Source organism: Pseudomonas sp. PvP028 (assembly GCF_017832255.1).
Classification (GTDB): domain Bacteria; phylum Pseudomonadota; class Gammaproteobacteria; order Pseudomonadales; family Pseudomonadaceae; genus Aquipseudomonas; species Aquipseudomonas syringae.
In genome coordinates this window covers 3,447,905-3,466,095 of record NZ_JAFIBL010000001.1, presented here as the reverse complement: position 1 = coordinate 3,466,095, position 18,191 = coordinate 3,447,905, and the positions used below count along the sequence as shown (strand labels likewise).

At 61.2% G+C, this 18,191-nt stretch carries 16 protein-coding genes; 15 read left to right on the top strand and 1 reads right to left on the bottom strand.

What is annotated here, in order from left to right; translation table 11 throughout:
- Positions 1-49 precede the first annotated feature (49 nt).
- From JOE34_RS15410 to JOE34_RS15370, 9 genes are read left to right on the top strand one after another with little or no spacing between them, the layout of a single operon-like run.
- Positions 50-829: a polysaccharide biosynthesis/export family protein gene (locus JOE34_RS15410; RefSeq protein WP_003427153.1), complete on the top strand. Its 780-nt coding sequence runs from the start codon at positions 50-52 to the stop codon at positions 827-829.
- A 17-nt stretch (positions 830-846) separates the two neighbouring features.
- Entirely contained in the window at positions 847-2,838 is a 1,992-nt protein-coding gene (locus JOE34_RS15405) for an exopolysaccharide transport family protein (protein ID WP_016568506.1), read from the top strand.
- On the top strand, positions 2,838-4,016 hold the full coding sequence (locus tag JOE34_RS15400; protein ID WP_016568507.1) for a glycosyltransferase: 1,179 nt from the start codon (positions 2,838-2,840) through the stop codon (positions 4,014-4,016). Before JOE34_RS15405 ends, JOE34_RS15400 begins: the two co-directional genes overlap by 1 nt.
- Before the next feature lies 1 nt (position 4,017).
- Complete coding sequence (locus JOE34_RS15395) at positions 4,018-5,331, top strand: cellulase family glycosylhydrolase (protein ID WP_003315826.1); 1,314 nt, start codon at positions 4,018-4,020, stop codon at positions 5,329-5,331.
- Positions 5,332-5,334: 3 nt separating this feature from the next.
- The gene (locus JOE34_RS15390) at positions 5,335-6,552 is read left to right on the top strand and encodes a glycosyltransferase family 4 protein (RefSeq protein ID WP_044313228.1); all 1,218 of its coding nucleotides are present in this window, start codon (positions 5,335-5,337) and stop codon (positions 6,550-6,552) included.
- Positions 6,543-7,643, top strand: a complete 1,101-nt coding sequence (locus JOE34_RS15385) for a glycosyltransferase family 1 protein (RefSeq protein WP_024664516.1) — start codon at positions 6,543-6,545, stop codon at positions 7,641-7,643. Before JOE34_RS15390 ends, JOE34_RS15385 begins: the two co-directional genes overlap by 10 nt.
- Positions 7,643-9,058 carry an O-antigen ligase family protein gene (locus tag JOE34_RS15380; RefSeq protein WP_003427162.1) on the top strand — a complete coding sequence of 472 codons (1,416 nt, stop codon included), beginning with the start codon at positions 7,643-7,645 and terminating at the stop codon, positions 9,056-9,058. The genes JOE34_RS15385 and JOE34_RS15380 overlap by 1 nt, the downstream gene beginning before the upstream one ends.
- Entirely contained in the window at positions 9,055-9,876 is an 822-nt protein-coding gene (locus JOE34_RS15375; RefSeq protein WP_024664518.1) for an acyltransferase, read from the top strand. The genes JOE34_RS15380 and JOE34_RS15375 overlap by 4 nt, the downstream gene beginning before the upstream one ends.
- 15 nt (positions 9,877-9,891) lie before the next feature.
- The gene (locus tag JOE34_RS15370; protein ID WP_209996037.1) at positions 9,892-11,307 is read left to right on the top strand and encodes a lipid II flippase MurJ; all 1,416 of its coding nucleotides are present in this window, start codon (positions 9,892-9,894) and stop codon (positions 11,305-11,307) included.
- On the opposite strand, the gene JOE34_RS15365 is transcribed toward JOE34_RS15370, so the two are convergent.
- A complete protein-coding gene (locus JOE34_RS15365; RefSeq protein WP_209996035.1) occupies positions 11,241-12,194 on the bottom strand; it encodes a LysR family transcriptional regulator in 954 nt (317 codons plus the stop codon). The two genes, JOE34_RS15370 and JOE34_RS15365, sit on opposite strands and share 67 nt — an antisense overlap.
- Before the next feature lie 128 nt (positions 12,195-12,322).
- Between JOE34_RS15365 and JOE34_RS15360 the strand changes: the two genes are divergently transcribed.
- The 6 genes from JOE34_RS15360 (at position 12,323) to JOE34_RS15335 (ending at position 18,184) form a co-directional block, all read left to right on the top strand.
- Entirely contained in the window at positions 12,323-13,483 is a 1,161-nt protein-coding gene (locus tag JOE34_RS15360; protein ID WP_024664521.1) for a TDT family transporter, read from the top strand.
- Between the two features lie 65 nt (positions 13,484-13,548).
- Entirely contained in the window at positions 13,549-14,481 is a 933-nt protein-coding gene (locus JOE34_RS15355; protein ID WP_209996032.1) for a hypothetical protein, read from the top strand.
- Between the two features lie 75 nt (positions 14,482-14,556).
- The gene (locus tag JOE34_RS15350) at positions 14,557-14,907 is read left to right on the top strand and encodes a hypothetical protein (protein ID WP_004417166.1); all 351 of its coding nucleotides are present in this window, start codon (positions 14,557-14,559) and stop codon (positions 14,905-14,907) included.
- A gap of 939 nt (positions 14,908-15,846) precedes the next feature.
- The gene (locus tag JOE34_RS15345; protein ID WP_096133157.1) at positions 15,847-17,064 is read left to right on the top strand and encodes an aldose 1-epimerase family protein; all 1,218 of its coding nucleotides are present in this window, start codon (positions 15,847-15,849) and stop codon (positions 17,062-17,064) included.
- A gap of 166 nt (positions 17,065-17,230) precedes the next feature.
- A complete protein-coding gene (locus JOE34_RS15340) occupies positions 17,231-17,908 on the top strand; it encodes a type 1 glutamine amidotransferase domain-containing protein (protein ID WP_016568517.1) in 678 nt (225 codons plus the stop codon).
- A gap of 126 nt (positions 17,909-18,034) precedes the next feature.
- Positions 18,035-18,184 (top strand): hypothetical protein, encoded by a 150-nt coding sequence (locus tag JOE34_RS15335; protein ID WP_002554136.1) that lies wholly within the window; start codon positions 18,035-18,037, stop codon positions 18,182-18,184.
- Positions 18,185-18,191 lie beyond the last annotated feature (7 nt).

Sequence of the window (18,191 nt, the reverse complement as noted above, 5' to 3'; positions counted from 1 at the left end):
TATTACCCGCGAGGGAGCCGTATTTGTGCATGACAGGAGCTCAGGAACAATGAAAAGCATGATGCTGATCGCCAGCTTATTGCTGTTGAGTGCGTGCAATACCCCTTCCAGGGTGGGCCTGCCCGATGACCGTGCGCAAATCGAGGCCGGCCAGGCTGCGGGCCGTGCACTGGCTGGCAAGCCACTGCCGCCGGAGCGAATCCGCCCCGGCGACACGCTGCGCATCGTGCGCAACAGTGGCGAGGCACCGTCGATTTCGGCGTTTACCGCCAACTCCATCTATGAACTGACCCTGTTTCAGGTGCTCAACGACGGCACCTTTTCCTACCCTTACATCGGCACGGTGAAAGCCGCGGGCCTGACCCTCCAGCAGCTTAACGACCTGCTGGAAAGCAAACTGCAGACCGTTTACCGCGAGACCGCGCTGACGATCAACATTTCCCAGTCGCCGGGCAACACGGTGTTTGTCGGTGGCGCAGTGCGCAACTCGGTCACCTTGCCGGTCAACGTCGCCACCAACCTAGACCAGGCCATCGTCGGCGCGGGCGGCGTGGCGCTCGATGCCGATGCCGGTCAGGTCGCGCTTCTGCGTCAGGAAGAAAACGGCCTCTACAAGACCTACTTCTTCGATTACAGCAAGTTCCTCTGGGCGGGCGGCGTCGGTGGCCCTACCGCACCGGTCCTGTTGAAACGCGGCGATATCGTGTTCGTTCCCAAATCATCGGTCGGCAACAAGGTTGACGGCGTGTCCCTGTATTTCAACCAGTTGATCCCCTTCGCGAAGTCGATCGGCCTGGGCCTGAACTACGAGCTGCGCAACAACAATTAATTGTCAGGGAAACAGACATGATCAACATCCGCTCATTCCGCGACTTGCTGCGCCTGCTCTTCATCTTCCAGCGCGAAGTCAGGATTACCGTGCTGGCGACGTTCGTCATCATTCTTCTGGGCGCGTTTCTGCTCCCCAACCGCTATGAGTCCACCGCCCTGCTGCTGGTCAAGCCCGGCCGCGACAGCAGCACGGTGCCTATCGAGTTGTCCGACCGACAGGCCATCGTGATACCGAGCGGCCTGCGCGATCCGCTGCTCGACGAGGAGCGCATGCTAAGCGGGCGGCCGATCATGCGTGCCGTTTCCGAGAAATACCTCGCCGAGCTGTCCATGGTGCCGCCTGAAACGGGCGCTCTGGCCTCGGTGAAGAACGGCATCAAGACCGTCGTCGGGGCGCTCGTCAACGGCGTGCGCAGCGTTCTGCAATTCATCGGGCTGGTGGAACACCGCTCCCAGGCCGAGCGCCTGGCGGAGGATCTGGAGAAAAACTTCAAGGTCAGCCATGAGCCTGGCTCGTCTGTGATGGAACTGAGGTTTACCTGGAGCGACCCGGAAGTCGCGCAGACCGTGCTCAAGACCTGGATCACCGAGTACCAGACGCAGCGCACCAAGACGCTGGGCCGTGTCAGCCTGTACGCGTTCTACGAAGGGGAAGTGAAGACGACCGGTGCGAACATCATCGAGTACAAGAAGCAGATCCAGAACTACCTGAACCAGTTGAGCGCGGTAAGTATTTCCCAGCGTCTGGCGGACACCTCGCAGGCGCTCAACGATCTGCGCACCGAGCGCAACAACACCACCCGCTCGATTGCCTCGACCAAGGCAGGTCTGGACCTGCTGAAAAAACAACTGGCAGAGCAGCCCAAGACCGTCTCGGCAGGCCGCGAACTGGCCCTCAACCCCAATCGCCAGGACTTGCAGAACCGCATCAACGGCAAGGAAGTGGAACGTCAGGAGATGCTCCGCTCGTTCAAGGACGAGGCGCCGCCGATTCGTGCGATCAATGAGGAAGTCAGTAACCTCAAAAAGCTGCTCAAGGAACAGGACGCCACCGTACAGCGCTCCGAAAGCATCACGCCCAACCCGATCTACAACCGCATGCAGAACGTGTACGCCGACCAGCAGACCAGCTACGCACGCCTGCAAACCCAGTTCATCCAGCAGAACGAGCAAATCGCGCAGCTGGAACGTGACCGCCAGCAGGCACTGAATCTGGAGCCGGAACTGTCACGCCTGCAGAACGAGCTGGATGCGGCAGAAAAAAGCTATGCGCTGTACAAAAACAGCCTGGAAAAATCGCGTATCGACCGTGAACTGGACAACAGTCAGATCAGTAATATCGCGACCATCGAGGAGGCGACCTTCAACCCCAGCCGGGTATTCCCGAAAAGCCTGATGATGCTGTTTCTGGCGTTCCCGCTGAGCGTCGTGGTCGGTGCCGTGGCGCTGTACTCCTTCTACTTGCTGGACCAGCGCATTCATGACGGCGACAAGATCGAGAGCAGCTTCGGTGTTCCGGTCTGGACCAGCCTCCCCGACCTGGAACGTGCCCAGGAACGCAGTGCAGCCCTTACATCGAACCTGCATCGGGTGTACGGCATTCTGCCGCTGGATCAGGTAGAAGAACGCGGTTTGACCATTGGTTTTACGTCGGTGAAGTACGGGGCCGGCGTGTCGTTCGTGATCGCGCGTTTGAGCACGCTGTTGATCGAACAGGGCCATCGGGTGCGTACCGAAGGCCGCAGTCCGGCCATTCCGGGCGAAATTGTGCTGATCAACGCTTCGGCACTGTCGGCGAATCAGGACGCCTTCGTGCTGTTGCGCAAGGCTGACCTGATCGTGCTGGTGGTTCGCGCCCAAGACACCACCGTGCCGATGCTGGAAGACACGTTGAACAACCTCAACACCGCTTTCAAGAAAGTCGACGGCATCATCATCAACCGTCGGCGCTTCGAAGTGCCTGAAAAAGTCTTGAGTTTTCTCAAGCGAATCGGGAGCAGAGGCTGATGCGAATAGCTTTGCTTGCGCCGCTGCCACCCGAGCAGAATGGCATCGCCGATTACGCCGGACATCTGCGCAATGCGCTTGAAGGCCTGGGTCTGCAGGTCACTACACCGCTGCAGGGCGTCGGCAACGATCCCCGCGCCGCAGAGCAGCGGGTGGCCGAAACTGACTGGAGCGGCATCGATCTGGTCCACGCTGAACTGGGCGGTGGGCGACTGGCAGAGTTTCAAGCGCTGCGCGCACTGCGTCGGCGTTTCCCCAAGCTGCCGTTGACCGCGACCGTACACGATCCCGAGCGGCTGGTCTGGCGGCGCGAAAAACTGCCCTGGCCGTTGTCGATGGTCAGCGGCATGCGCTCGCCGCTGCCGGAAATCGCCACGGTACTGGCCGACCCGCTGTGCCTGCATGAAGAACGGCAGCTGGCGCGGCACATGACCCGCCTGGTGACCCTGACCCAGGCGGGCAGCCAGAGCCTGCGCCAGCGCATGGGGCTGACAGCGGCGCAGATGGCGGTCATCAATCACGGCAACCTCGACATCGCCCCCGCGCCGTTGCCGCCATTGAATCCCCTGCGCCTGTTGTATTTCGGTTTCATTTATCGCGGCAAGGGTATCGAGGATCTGCTCGATGCGCTGTCCAGCGTATTCACTGCCCAGCCTGCACTGCGCTCGACCGTGCGCCTGACCCTGGCCGGTGGCAGCGAGCCGGAAATGGCCTTCGGCCCTTCCGGCAGTTATCTGGAACAACTGCGACTGCGCATCCGCCAACTGGGCCTTGTCGATCTGATCGACTGGCAACTGGACCTCCCTGCCGAACAGATCCCGCAGGTTATCCAGGCCCATCACGTCATGGTCCTGCCTTATCGCGAGTCGAGCAAACTGAAGATTCTTGGCAAGCTGCGCGGCACCAGTGGCGCGCTGTCGTGGGCAGTGGCCTGTGGCAGAGGCGTCATTACCTCGGATGCACGCTCGTTTGCCGAAGAAGTCTCACATGGTAACGGCATGATCTACCCGCAAGGCGACGTCGACGGGCTGACGCAAGCCCTGGCCCGCGCCTGCGCAACACCGGAACTGGTCAGGCAATGGGCCGATAACGCTGCGCAGATGGGCAAGGCCAGGGTCTGGAGCCATACCGCAGAACATTTTCAGAATGTATTTCGCCAGGCTTGCCAGGAGAAGTGACATGCAGCGTCCATCCAGATTCGGGCAACTCGTCACCAGCGCACTGCTCGGCGCAGCGCTGAGCTGTGCCGCGCAAGCGTCAACGGTCCTCAAGGCTCCCCGCGAGGTAGTATGGGCAGACTTTCTGGGCGTCAACGTGCAGTTTCAGTACTTCGCGCCTGACATCTATCAACAGCAGATGAGCCGTCTGGATGAACTGGGCCTGAACTGGGTGCGACTGACCATTCACTGGCCAGTAATCGAGCCGCAAAAGGACCGTTACGCCCTGACCGAGCTGGACGCCGCTATGGCCGCGATCAAGGCGCATAATTACAACACCTTGGCGTACCTGGTCGGGTCAGCGCCCTTCGCCAGCAGCGCGCCGGCCGGGGCAAAGGCCCGCGATCAATATCCGCCAACCGATTTCAACGTGTTCGCCGCACGCATGACCGCCCTGGCCCAGCGCTATCCTCAGGTCAACAACTGGCAGGTCTGGAACGAGCCGAACATCGTCTGGCTGCCCAAAGAGGACCCGGCTGCCTATAGCCGTTTGCTGACCACCACTGCCAATGCGATCCGTGCGGTGCTGCCGAGCAAGACGATCGTCACTGCGGGCATGGCTTACTACAGCCAGATGCACAGCACCTCCGGCTACATGCTGCAGACCCTGCTCGATAATGGCCTGGGCCAGCAGAATATTGTCGCGGCCTATCACCCCTACTCCGAGTACCCGGAAGGCGATTCCACACCGGATCGCGATTTCCTGGTGCGCGCCAATGCCATGAACCAGTTGTTGCACAGCAACGGCGTCAAGCAGGTGTGGGCCACTGAATGGGGCTGGTCGAGCTATGCAGGCCCGGTGGAGATGCAGCACCTGATTGGCACCTCCGGCCAGGCTGACTATACCCTGCGACGTCTGGCGCTGATGAGCGCCATGGATTTCCAGCGCATCTTCCTGTTCAACCTCAGCGATCTGGACGAGCGCGCCTCGGCCCGCGATCAGGGCTACGGACTGCTTGACCTGCAAGCCAGTCCCAAACCGGTCTACACCGCGCTGCAGAACTTTCTGAAGATCACCGGCCCGCGCCTGCTACCCGCCGAACCGCCAGCTGTAAGCAGCGTCCCGGACGACCTTTATGCCGTTCCGTGGACGCGTGCAGATGGCACGCATCTGCTGATGTTCTGGAGTGCGGCGGGCACGTCGCTGAATTTCCCGGCTATCACCGACGCTGTGGTTCACGACCCATTGACCGGTAGCCGCACCCCGCTGTCCGGCAGCCAGGGCGTCACCCTGCTGCTGAAGCCGACTCTGCAAATTCTGGAATGGAAGCCCTGAGCCATGCGAATCCTGTGGACGCTCCCCTACCTGCCCTGGCCCACCACCAGTGGCGGCAAAACCCGGGAATACCATTTGCTGCGCAACCTGGCAGCGCGTGGCCATCGCATCACGCTGCTGGTCCAGTCCAAAAACCCGCTGGACGACGACGCTCGCGCGGCACTGGAGCCGTGGCTGGAACGCCTGATCGTGATCGATCGCCGCCCTCTGCTCAGCCTGCGTACCCTGCTGGCCGTGGCGTTTGCCGCGCCACCGATGCTGGCCAGCGTGAATGGCTACGCGCCGCAACTGGAAAAGGTCTTCGAGCAGTTGCTGGAGGAAGACTGGGACATTATTCAGTTGCAGCACACTTATGCCTTCCAGCCCTTCGAGCGTGCGCTCAAGCGCTCTGGCAAGCCCTTCGTGCTGACCGAGCACAATGTCGAATCGGACCTCGGTGCCGCCAGCTACGACCGTCTGCCTCGCTGGGCCAATGCCTTCGCGGTCTATGACCGCTGGCGCTACCGGCGCTGGGAAACCCGCGTGTTTCGCCAGACCGGCGAGTTGATCGCGGTCACCGAGGACGATGCCAAGGCGCTTTCGCGTCTGAGCGGCAGGGCTACGTCCTATGTGGTCAACAGTGTCGACTGCGATTATTACGCCAGCGTTCATGCGGACCGTCACAGCCATCGCCTGCTGTTCATCGGCAACTATGAATACGGCCCCAATGTCGACGCCATCGAATGGGCGCTGGACGAAATCATGCCAAAGGTCTGGGCCCTGGCACCCCATGTGCGTTTTGCCATCGGCGGCTTCGGTATGCCCCCGGCCTGGCGCGAGCGCTGGCCTGACCCGCGCATTGAATGGCTGGGTTTTGTGCCTGACCTGCGTGCCTTGCAGGCCACTGCCTCGATGTTCTTCGCGCCACTGCGCCAGGGTGGCGGCTCAAAGCTCAAGACCCTGGAAGCCATGGCCGCCGGCCTGCCGGTAGTGACCACCGCGCAGGGGGTTTCCGGGCTGGCGGTGCGGCACGGCGAACATTACCTGGGCAGTGAGGATGCCTCCGGGCTGGCGGCACTGATCGCTGAATACACCGACAAACCACTGCAGCTCGAGCAGATTGGCGAGGCCGGCCGCGTTTATGTTCGCGCCCGGCATGACTGGTCCGTTTCGGCCGCTCAGCTGGAAGTGATTTACACCCGTTTTTCGTTCTCCAAGCAAGGATTGCGCTCATGCGTATAGGACTCGACTACCGCGCCGCAGCCGGTTACCCCACCAGCGGCATCGGACGCCAGAACCTGGCGCTGGAACAGGCGTTTCGTGAACACCCGGACGTGCAATTGCAGCTGTTCGGCGTGGCCCCCTACGATCATCCGGTACGCCGCCTGATGCATGCCCCGCGCTGGGCCGCCCCATTGAATTCGGTGCATCGGCTGCCCGATCGCCTGCGCTTCGAAGGCCAGTTCCTGCCTGCAGCCCTGCGCGATGCCGGTATTCAGATCTACGTGGCCAATATCAACATGGGCCTGCCGCTGGGGCGCAAACCGGCCGGTATGCGCTACGTGCTGCAATTGCACGATCTGTTTCAGCTCACGCAGCACAACAGTCACGGCTCGCAACTGAAAGCCAGGCTCTACCGGATGACCGACTACCTGTCGATTGCCTGGTCGTTGAAGGTTGCCGACCAGATCTGGGTGCCCTCGCAGTTCACTGCAAACGAAGCTGCTCGTATGTTCCCCAGGATCAAGGCCAAGCTGCGCGTCATACCGCTGCTGGTGGAGGCGTTCAAGGGTGAGCCGGCCGACATCGCGCAACTGCGCCTGCCGCTGCGTTACTGGCTGTGCGTGGGCACGCGCGAACCGCGCAAGAACATCAAATGGTTCGTGGATGCCTGGCAGACCGCGCGCATGCAATTCGTCGATACCCCGGAGCTGGTACTGGTCGGTGGCGATGATCCGCTGACCGAGGCCCAGCGCCAGTTACCGGGTCTGCATGTGCTCAGCGGCCTGAGCGACGCCGAACTGCACGCCGTCTACAAAAATGCCGAACGGCTCTGGCAACCCTCCAAAAGCGAAGGTTTCGGGCTGCCGGTGATCGAAGCACTGAACACAGGCACACCGGTTGCAGTGGCCACTGGCTCGTCGCTGGACGAAGTCGCCCCGCCCGACAGCCCGCGCTTTTCGCCAGTCGACAGCGGTAATCTGATCAGGTTGATGGGCTCACTTTCTCAGGCGCCCGAAGAGGATCCGGCGATTGCCAAAGACTGGACGCAACGCTACCAGTTGGAAGCCTTTAGCGAACGCGTGCACGCGGCGCTGGAGGAATTGCGCTGATGCCAATGGCCTTACCCCTGGGGCTGCTGTTCAGCCTGCTGTTCGGCGTGATGATCTGGATGTTGCCCGCGCCCTTCGTGGTGGCGGCAGCAATCGGTATCGTGGCGGTTGCCACGATCATGCGTCGGCCGGTACGCGGGCTGCTGCTGTTCTGCCTGATCGGAACCTTCCTGCCATACTCGACGGTTCAAATCGGCATTCGCACCACGGTGTCCGAAGCGCTGATCATGCTGACCTGGGCCAGTTACCTGCTGCATGCAGTCTTCCAGGAGCGCCAGCGTGTGCCCCATATGCTGCGACCCGAACGGCTGCTGGTGGCATTGATGCTGTTCAGTGCGTTTCCTTTTCTGGTCGGGCAGTTGACGGTTGTCGCCGAGGGCAACGGACCGATCAACTGGATACGCTGGTTGTTCAACCTGTCGATCCTGTTTCTGGTGCCACGCCTGCTGACCGACCTCAAGACGCTGGAAAATGCAGTCATCGCGCTGCTGGGCGGGACGCTGTTATTGCTGCTGCTCTCGATCGGAGTCTATGTCACCAAAGGCTCGGCCACTGCAATTATTCCGATCCTCGGCAGCCTGGGCTACAGCGGTGCCGACATCCTGAGCCAGAGCCTGCTTTCGCTCGCCAGCCGCATGGGCTCACCGTGGATGCACCCCAACGTGGCCGGGGGTGCGCTGGCGATGCTGCTGCCGCTAGCCTTCTGCTTCGGCATGACGCGCAGCGGCGCGGCTCGCAAGCTGGGCCTGACGGTGGCCGCACTGGGCGCGGTCGGCCTGTTGCTGACCGGATCACGCGGTGCGCTATTGAGCCTGATCGCGATGATGCTGCTGATGGCCCGGCGACGCATCCCGCACTTGGGGCGGCTGCTGATGGGTGGATTGGTGGCAGGCATTGTTCTGCTTATGTTCTACCCGCCTCTGCAAGACCGCCTGATGGGGCTGTTCAGCGATGACGACGCCAGTACCGCGATTCGCTTTCTGGAATACAGCCATTTCCCCGATGCAGTTGCCACCTTCCCGTTCGGCATCGGTTTCAAGACCGACCCGCCGGTACTGGGCTACACAGAGTTTGGCATTTCCAACCTGTGGCTGAACTACATCTACAAGATCGGCATACCCGGCATGCTGCTGTTCATCGCCATCACCGTCAGTTGGTGGAAGGAAGTGCGCCCCGGAAGCGGCCGGATCGTGCTGACTCGCGACAACGGCATTGCGCTGGGCTGCACAACCGGTGTGCTGGCAGCGCTGTTCAGCGGCCTGTTCGACCATTACTTCAGTTTCACCAGTGTGCTGGTCGCATTTTTCTGGCTATTTGTCGGCATCAGCCTGTACGAAACCAGACGCCTGCGCGCCAGCGCCTACACAACACCCAGACATCTTGAAGCCTCACACGAGCCGGGAGCCTCCTCATGAAACACCGCATGATGCATTCTCATAATCTCAGGGAGGCACTGCCCGATTACGCGCGCAAGATGGCGGTGCCGCTCGACGAGCTGGAAGCCGCCTACCAGTGGATGCTGGACAACGAAGTATGCTTTGAAACGCGGATCAAGGATCGCACCCTGTCGTTCATCTGCTACCTCAATATCGAGCCAAGAATCGAACACCCGCTGGCGCGACGCTTCTACAAGCTGCTGGCCATCGAAACCAAAGGCCCCCTTATTCCACTGTACGGGATCAATTGGCCGACCCTGCGCGACCGCATGTTGCGGACCTGGGAGCAGGCGTACAACATCCTCATCTGCAAGATCCCCAGCCACACCCTGCGCCTGCTGTGGCTGCGCATCGGCGGCGCAAAGATCGGCAAGGGCTCGACGGTCTGGCGCAATACCGAGGTGCTGGGCGTCGACAGCCTGCGCATCGGCAATGACAGCACGGTGGGCTGGCACTGCCAACTGGACGCACGCGGCGGCCTGGTGATCGGCGATCACGTCACCATCGCTTCACATGTGCTGATCATCGCCGGCGGACACGATCTCAACGAGCCTGAATTCTGGGCAGTAGGCGGGCCGGTGTTCATCGGCGACTACGCCTGGATCTGCAGCCGCGCGCTGCTTTCGTTCGGTGCCGACATCGGCGAAGGTGCAGTGGTGGGCGGTAACAGCGTGGTCTCCAAACCGGTTCCGCCCTACGCCATCGTCAGTGGCCCGAACGCGGAAATCAAGGGCGAGCGCGCTCGCGGCCTCAACTACAAGGTGGGCGGCAAAGGCCTGTTCACCTTGTTTCACTGATCAGAAGCGCAGGCGATGCTGGGTTCGACACTTTGGCTGACACTGGCCACCCTTACCGGGCTGGCTGCCGGATTTGCCCGCGAATGGCTATTGGTGGCGGCCTGGGGTGCCGGAGGCCAGAGCGACGCGTTTCTGGTTTCGATGTTCCTGCCCGAGGCGCTGCGCATGTCACTGGCGGCGGGCTTGCTCAGCGCCGCTGCCCTGCCCCTTTATCAGCAGCGCAGCGTTGAACGGCAACAGCGCTGGCTGGGAGGCATGGCACCGCGCCTGTTACTGACCGGGCTGGCCGTGAGTGTCATTCTGCTGTTGAGCGCCGGGGGGCTGGTGCGCCTGATCGGTCCGGGGCTAGACGCAGACGGCTACGCGCAGGCTGCCAGCGGCCTGCGCTGGCTGGCCTGGTGCGCACCGGGTTTCATGCTGCATGCGCTGTTTTGCGTACCGCTGCAGGCTCGCTCGCGCTTCGTGCTGGCCGGGCTCGGCTCGCTGCTGTTCAACCTGCCGCCGGTCATCTACCTCGCCACGTTAAGCCATGCCTCGACGTCGACCGGGCTGGCCAGCGCGTGCGTGCTGGGTAGCGTGCTGATGCCGGGTGTGTTGTTGCCAGCCCTGTATCGCTCGGGCTGGCGGCCTTGGCAGTGGCAATCGGAAGCTGGCGCAATGCGTGAGCTGTTGCAGCGTATCGTCCCGCTGCTGAGCAGCAACCTGGCCAGCCAGGGTCTTGCCCTGCTGGAGCGCATGGTGGCTTCGCTGCTCGGCGAAGGCGCGGTGACCTGGGTCAACCTGGCGCGCAAATTGATCAACCTGCCGCTGATTGCCTTGATGAGCCTGAATCAGGTGTTACTCGGTCTGATGAGCGGCAGTGCCGGCGATCAGCGCCTGTCGCTGCTGAAACGCGGGCTGGGCAGCGCGACCTTGCTGACCCTGCCGGCGGTGGCCGGGCTGATCGGCGCGGCCGGGGCGCTGGTAACACTGTTGCTGCCCAATCAGACCCAGGGCGGGCCGCTACCGGAATTGCTGGCCTGGTTTGCCGTGCCGCTGATGTTCGGTGCCTGGAATGCCTTGCTGGCGCGCTATGCCTACGCCGCCGGTGACACACGCCTGCCGCTCAATTGCGAACTAGTCGGCAGTCTGTGCAATGCGCTGCTGCTCGGCGCACTGCCCGTCGCCTTCGGCCTGACCGGCATTGCCCTCGCCGCGCTGGGCGGTGCGCTGGTCACCGGCGTGCTGCTGATGCGCCGCCAGTCTTTGCTGCATGTCTTGCCGTGGCGCAGCCACTGGTTGCTGGCCAGCCTGCTGATGGCTATCGCCGCCCTGTTGCTGCATCCGTTGCACGACACCTGGCTGCAACTGGGCCTGAGCTGTGTTTATGGCGCACTACTGCTGGTCGGGTTGGCGTTGTGGCTCAAGCAGTGGCGTAACGTGTCAGCCTGATCGGCGGCCTGACGACAGGTTTCCCTGAAGCGCTCCAGGCTCGGCGAGATGAACTTGTCGCGGTGCCTGATCATGAAGAACCGGCGATTGAGCGGCGGCAGCGGGCTGGCGAGCGTGCGCAACTGCCCGCTGGCCAGCAGGTCGGCGACCACACGGCGGGACAGGCAACTGATGCCAATGCCTTGCGCGAGGGTGCGCATGATCGCTTCCGAGCTGCCTACCTGACGCATGTCCTGCAGGTCATGCAAATGCCTGAGCAGCAAGTGTTCGACCTCTTCGCGCGTTCCCGAACCCTGCTCACGCAGCAGCCACTCCGCGCTCTGCAGTTCGCCCAGCGACACGTGTTCCTGCCCGGCTAGCGGATGGGCGCAGCCGGCGACGATGAGCATTTCATCGACCAGCCATGGCTCGGCGATCAGCTCAGGCAGATGACAGGGTGCCTCTATCAGACCCATGTCGATTTCAAACTGCGCGACCTTGCGAGCAATAAGCGCGCTGTTGCCGATGTCCACATCGATTCGCAACTGGGGCGTCGAGCCGCGCAGTGCCCCGACGATCTGCGGCACAACGTAATTGCCGATGGTGCTGCTACTGCCGATGCGCAGGCGAGCATTCAACGCCGCGTCGGGCAACAGAAAGCTGTCCTCGATCTGCTGGGCGTTTTCCAGCATTTTCATGGCTCGCGGCAGCAGTGCCTGCCCGCTGTCATTGAGCAGCAGACGCTTGCCTACCCGGTCGAACAAACGCGTACCCAGTGCGCTTTCCAGCTCGTTCAATGCCGCGCTGGTGGCTGACTGGGACAGCGCCAGAGCGCTACCTGCGCTGGTGGTGCTGCCACAGCGGGTGATCGCGCAAAAAATCTGTAATTGCCGCAGGTTGATTCTCAAGGCCATCTCTCTCGCCGGGTAGACCTACCTGAAAAACAGGTAACGATGATAGAGATTACCCGTTTAGAAGATTGACTGTCGATCCGTAGACTGATGGTACATCCCGAAATCACCAGCAGGAGACTGCCATGAGCAGACTCGCAATCCTCATCAAGGGCAACGCCCCCTTCGCAGCACTGACCAGCCCGCTGGAGGCGATTCGGCAATTCACCCCCAACTGGTTCGCCGTGACCATGGGCACCGGGATTCTGTCGCTGGCGCTGGCTCAACTGCCGGGTAGCCCTGCCCCGCTGCGCGCGCTGGGTGAAGCGTTGTGGTTCCTGAACATCGCCCTGTTCACGCTGTTCAGCGTGATGTACGCCAGCCGCTGGTTGCTGTTTTTCGATGAGGCACGTCAGGTCTTCGGGCACTCCACCGTGTCGATGTTCTTCGGCACCATTCCCATGGGCCTGGCCACCATCATCAACGGCCTGCTGGTGTTCGGGCCGGCGCGCTGGGGCAGTGCCATTGTCCCGGTTGCTGAAGCCTTGTGGTGGCTGGACGTGGCGATGGCCCTGGCGTGTGGGGTGCTGATCCCTTTCATGATGTTCACCCGTCAGGAGCACAGCATCGAGAAGATGACCGCTGTCTGGTTGTTACCGGTGGTCGCGGCAGAAGTTGCAGCGGCCTGTGGGGGATCGCTGACAACGCATCTTGCGGGTGCTGACTCGCAGTTCACGGTGCTGATCACCAGCTACGTACTGTGGGCCTATTCGGTGCCCGTGGCGTTGAGCATTCTGGTGATTCTGCTGTTGCGCCTGGCGCTGCATAAACTGCCCCACGAAAGCATGGCCGCCTCCAGCTGGCTGGCACTCGGTCCCATCGGTACGGGCGCACTGGGCATGCTGGTGATGGGCAGCGACGCCCCGGCCGTCTTCGCCGCCCACGGCCTTGCATCCATCGGTACGGTGGCAGCAGGCATCGGTGTGCTGGTCGGTATGCTGTTCTGGGGGCTGGGTCTGTGGTGGATGGCGCTGGCCGTGCTGATTACGGCGCGCTACGTTAAACAGGGTATCGGCTTCAACCTGGGCTGGTGGGCGTTCACCTTTCCACTCGGCGTGTACGCAGTGGCGACGCTCAAACTCGGCGCCACCCTGCATCTGGGCTTCTTCGATGTCTTTGGCACGTGGCTCGTGGCGCTGCTGGCGCTGATGTGGTCGGTCGTGTCGATACGGACTCTGGCCGGCGCCTACCGGGGTTACCTGTTCGTCTCGCCCTGCATCGCAGCACAAGGGTGCGTCCGCCGGTAAGTTTCCTTGAACTTACCTCGGCGGCGAGGCGCCTGAGAGGAATATCTCCATGACAGAGAGCCTCCATGCCCAACTCAGCATTTTCCGCCAGCCACTTTTCCGGCAACCACGCCGCTCGCGATGAAAACATCGTCATCAACTCCTATACCACCGTGCTGCGCAAGACGGGCGTTCCCCATGAGCTGTTCGCGACTTACTGGCGCGACGTTCATGGCCCGCTGTGCGCCAGGCTTGAAGGCCTGGGCTGGTATGTTCAGCATCACCTGACGCGGGAAAAGGACGGCCATCTGTGGCCAGTCATCGAAGGCGTTACGGCGTTGCCTGGCTACGTACTGGATGGTGGCGTGGAGATCGGCTTTCTGTCCGCCGAAGCGCAGAAACAATTCAAGGATGCCAGCGCCCTGCTGTTCTCCGACGAGCAGAACATGTTCGAGGAAACCATCGCCTACGACGTACCGGATGGCTCCAGCACGCTGGTGGATCGCCTGCCTGACCCGATCCCCAACGAAACCGCCACGCTGGACAAGATGCATCTGCACTTTCATCTCGCCAGCGCTGACCTGCCTGCAGCCCGAAAAGCCATTGAGCAGCTGGCCCGTGACATGGCGGGTTCCGATGCCGTGCTGAAACTGCGCCTGCACCTCGCACAACCTTACGATAACGCCAGGCCTGCACCGCCTGCGCCGGATGTTAATCATGAGGTCGTAGAGTCGCGCCTGAATATCGTCATGATGGAGTTGGTGTTCGAATCGGCCTGGACGCGCCGGACCTACTATGCCAGTGAGCAGTTCAAGACGATTACTCAAGGCATCAGCAAGCATGTTCGCTACATCACGCCGTTCGGTGTCAGCGGTGTCTACACCTACGTACGCGATGCGCTGATGACCACTGCTGGTGTGCGTGGCAGCAGGCAGGCAGAACTGATTTGTCAATTGGGTGCGATCAACCAGACCCGGCCCGAGATCGAAAGCCTGTTTGGTGCGCCGTCGACGTTTTAATATATCTGCCCCGCATGTCTGCTTTAACCGGCACGATTCGGAATCGTGCTTTACTCAGCAAAATGGAATTGGGTGATGCCTGTGAAAGCTTTGACGACTCGTGAGGTGTATCAGCAACTGCGGGATGCTGCGATGGGTACACGGTCGCTGAAGTTTACCGGCACACCCTCCGGCTTCGGGCTGCAACAGGTGGACATCGACGGCTGGCTGCTGACGCTGGAAGTCACCGAGGGCAGCCCGACCCGCTGTCGGGCGTGCCGCTGTCCGCTGGGTCGGGAAGGCTCGTTCGAAAGCTGGCTGCGCACTGATCCGGTGAGTTTGCTCAGTGGCTGGGAGCATGCGCAGATCGAGCGGTTGCTGGGTGAGGCGGCAGCCGGGCAGCTTGGGCTCGATCAGGTTCCGGGGCAGTCACCTGACTCTCAATGAGCGGTGCTTTAACGTGCGTGGTTATGTTTGACCGAGGCACCTCTCGTTCCTCATCGTCCGTACTCATCGTTATACACAAGTCTGCTTTTGATTCTGGCCGAAGGCCGTGGGAGCGAACTTGTTCGCGAAGGGGGCTGTATAATCGCCGAAAATACATCGACTGAAACACCGTCTTCGCGAACAAGCGAGCGTCACCCGGCTCACTTCCACGCCCGTCGGGCAGAAGCCTGTAAGTCCTTTATTCCGGGCATTCTAGAACGTGTGTATAACGCTGAGCGCTGCGCGTGGGAATGCAGTTCGTGACGCTCGGCGTCACACAGCGGTTCCGTGATATCAGGTAGATTAGAGTTCGACTCAAGTCACCTTTTCGCCCCTCGGCGACTCACTTTGAGGGACCAAAGTGAGCAAAGTCCTTAGCTCCGTGTCCGGCCCGACTTCGTCGGGTTCCTTCGCCCTGGCACTGATCCGGGGGTCGCCGCAACGGGCCTTCCATGGCCCGGTGCGGCTAGCCTGGCGTCCTGCCAGGCTACCCCCGGATCAGCGCCAGGACTCAGCCGTCACTTACGTCGCACTCTGCGTCGTCTGTGCCATCGTGGTTGAAAAGCGCTTTAGAGTAGTCGGGCTAGAGGCACGGCCCGGAACCTGATGACTATCGTTCCTCACGCTGCGCGTGGGAGTGCAGTTCGTGACGCTCTGCGTCACACAGCGGTTCTGCGATTTCAGGTGGACTGGGGTTCAACTCAGGCCTCCTTTGCGACCATCAGCGAGTGATTTTGATGAGGCTAAAGTAACCTCACACTCTGTGCCGTCAGTGCCATTGTGGTTGAAAAGTGCTTTGCCCGGACTCAGCCCATTGCTGAATCGTTTAACTCGGCGTTAAATAGCTGTTCAGATGATAGGCAACACCATAATTCCAATAATTACAGAAGGACCACCACCATGAAATCCCTTCCTCTGCTCGTAGGCCTCGGTGCTCTTACAGCCGCTTCCAGTGTGTTTGCCTGGGATTACGTGCTGCTCGACACCGACAAGGCTGCGCAGAATCAGCAGATCACCAGTCAGCAACTGGGCGTCAAGACCGACAAGCCGTTCACTGTCACGATGCGTACGCTGCATGGCGGTCGTCAGGAGGGCGTGAGCATCATCGATATCGACAATGGCACGATGAAGCTGTCAGTCGTCCCGACCCGTGGCATGAATGTGCTGCAGGCGTCAGTCGGCGATGTGCGCATGGGCTGGGATTCGCCGGTCAAGGACGTGGTCAATCCGGCCTTCATCGAGCTTAATGGCCGCGGCGGCCTGGGCTGGCTGGAAGGTTTCAACGAGTTGGTGGCTCGCTGCGGCTACGAGTGGGTGGGCCATCCGGGGATGGACAACGGCGAGTTGCTGACCCTGCACGGCCGTGCCGCCAACATTCCGGCGAGCAAGGTGACACTGCAGATCGACGAAAAACCGCCGTACGCAATCCGCCTCAAGGGCGAATTGAGGGAGCAGGCGTTCAAGAAGGTCGACTTCTCGGTGCAAACCGAACTGGTCACCGAGCCAGGCAGCACGAGCTTTTCGCTCAACGATACGCTGACCAACAATGGCGACTATCCGAAAGAATACCAGGCGCTTTACCACAGTAACTTCAGCACGCCGTTCCTGGAACAAGGGGCGCGTTTCGAAGCGCCGGTCAAGCAGGTTTCGCCGTTCAACGACAAAGCCAAGGGTGATCTCGGCGACTGGCAGACCTACCGCGCGCCGACGCCGGATTACGACGAGACGGTCTACAACATCGTGCCCTACGGTGATGCCAAGGGTGACACGCTGACCGTGCTGCACAACAAGGCTGGCAGCCTGGGCGTGTCGGTCGGTTTCAATACCAAGCAGTTGCCGGTGTTCTCGCTGTGGAAAAACACCGACACCAAAGGTCAGGGCTACGTCACCGGGCTGGAACCGGGGACCAGCTTCTCCTATAACCGCCGCTTCCAGCGCCCGCTGAATCTGGTACCAACCATTGCCCCGAAAGAGCAACGTCAGTTCCAGATCAGTTACAGCCTGCTGGCTGACAAAGGCGCGGTCGACAAAGCCCTTGGACAGGTCAAGCACATTCAGGACGGTCGCGAGACCGAAGTGCGCAAAGAGCCGCTGGTGGATCTGACCAAAGAGCAATGATCATCATCTGACGTTTCTCCAACGCAGCGCTGAAACAGGGCCGGATGTCGACGCAAGCCATTGTGTCGATATCCGGCCCTGCTCGTTCCGGAGGTAAAAAATTCTCACAACACTTGAGGTTTTCGCCTGTCTACACCCTCTCAACCCTTCGAAGGCGAGCATGCACATGAAAATCCTGATGGTTTTGACATCCCATGACCAACTGGGCGACACCGGCAAGAAAACCGGTTTCTGGCTCGAAGAGTTCGTCGCGCCGTATTACGCGTTCAAAGAGGCCGGTGCCGACATTACGCTGGTTTCTCCGAAAGGCGGTCAACCACCGCTGGACCCGAAAAGCGATGAGCCCGACGCTCAGACCGAAGACACCAAGCGCTTCTCCAAAGATGCTGATGCACAGAAAGCGCTCGCTAACACCGGCCTTCTGTCTGGCGTCAATGCTGCCGATTTCGATGCCGTGTTCTATCCGGGCGGTCACGGCCCGCTGTGGGACCTGGCTGAAGACAAGGACTCCATCGCGCTGATCGAGGCCTTTGCCAAGGCAGACAAGCCACACGGGATGGTCTGCCACGCACCTGGCGTATTGCGTCACGTAAAAGCGCCGGACGGCCAGCCGCTGGTCAAAGGCCGCCGCGTCACAGGCTTCACCAACAGTGAAGAAGAAGCGGTCGGCCTGACCAAGGTTGTGCCTTTTCTGGTCGAAGACACGCTCAAGCAACTGGGCGGTGACTATTCCAAGGGCGACGACTGGGGCGTCTACGTGCTGACCGACGGCAAACTGGTGACCGGCCAGAACCCGGCCAGCTCGGCGCAGGCCGCCAAAGACCTGATCACTCTGCTGAGCTGATCGATCTGCGCGGTTCGGCGTCCGACGCTATCAGCATCGGGCAACGGACCGCGCGTCATTTAAATCGAATCTTGCACCCGCCACACTGACCAATAACCACACCCCCCGACAATAAGGAATACGGTCATGGCTGATGAATCCAAACGCGAAGACCTCGATCACAAGCCTGAAAACGCCGGCAAAGTGGGCGAGAAAAACAAACAGCTCAATCAGCAGGGTGAACAGGCCCGACCCGCCACCTCGCCCGACCCGCAGAAAGACAAGTCCGGCAACTGATACCGCG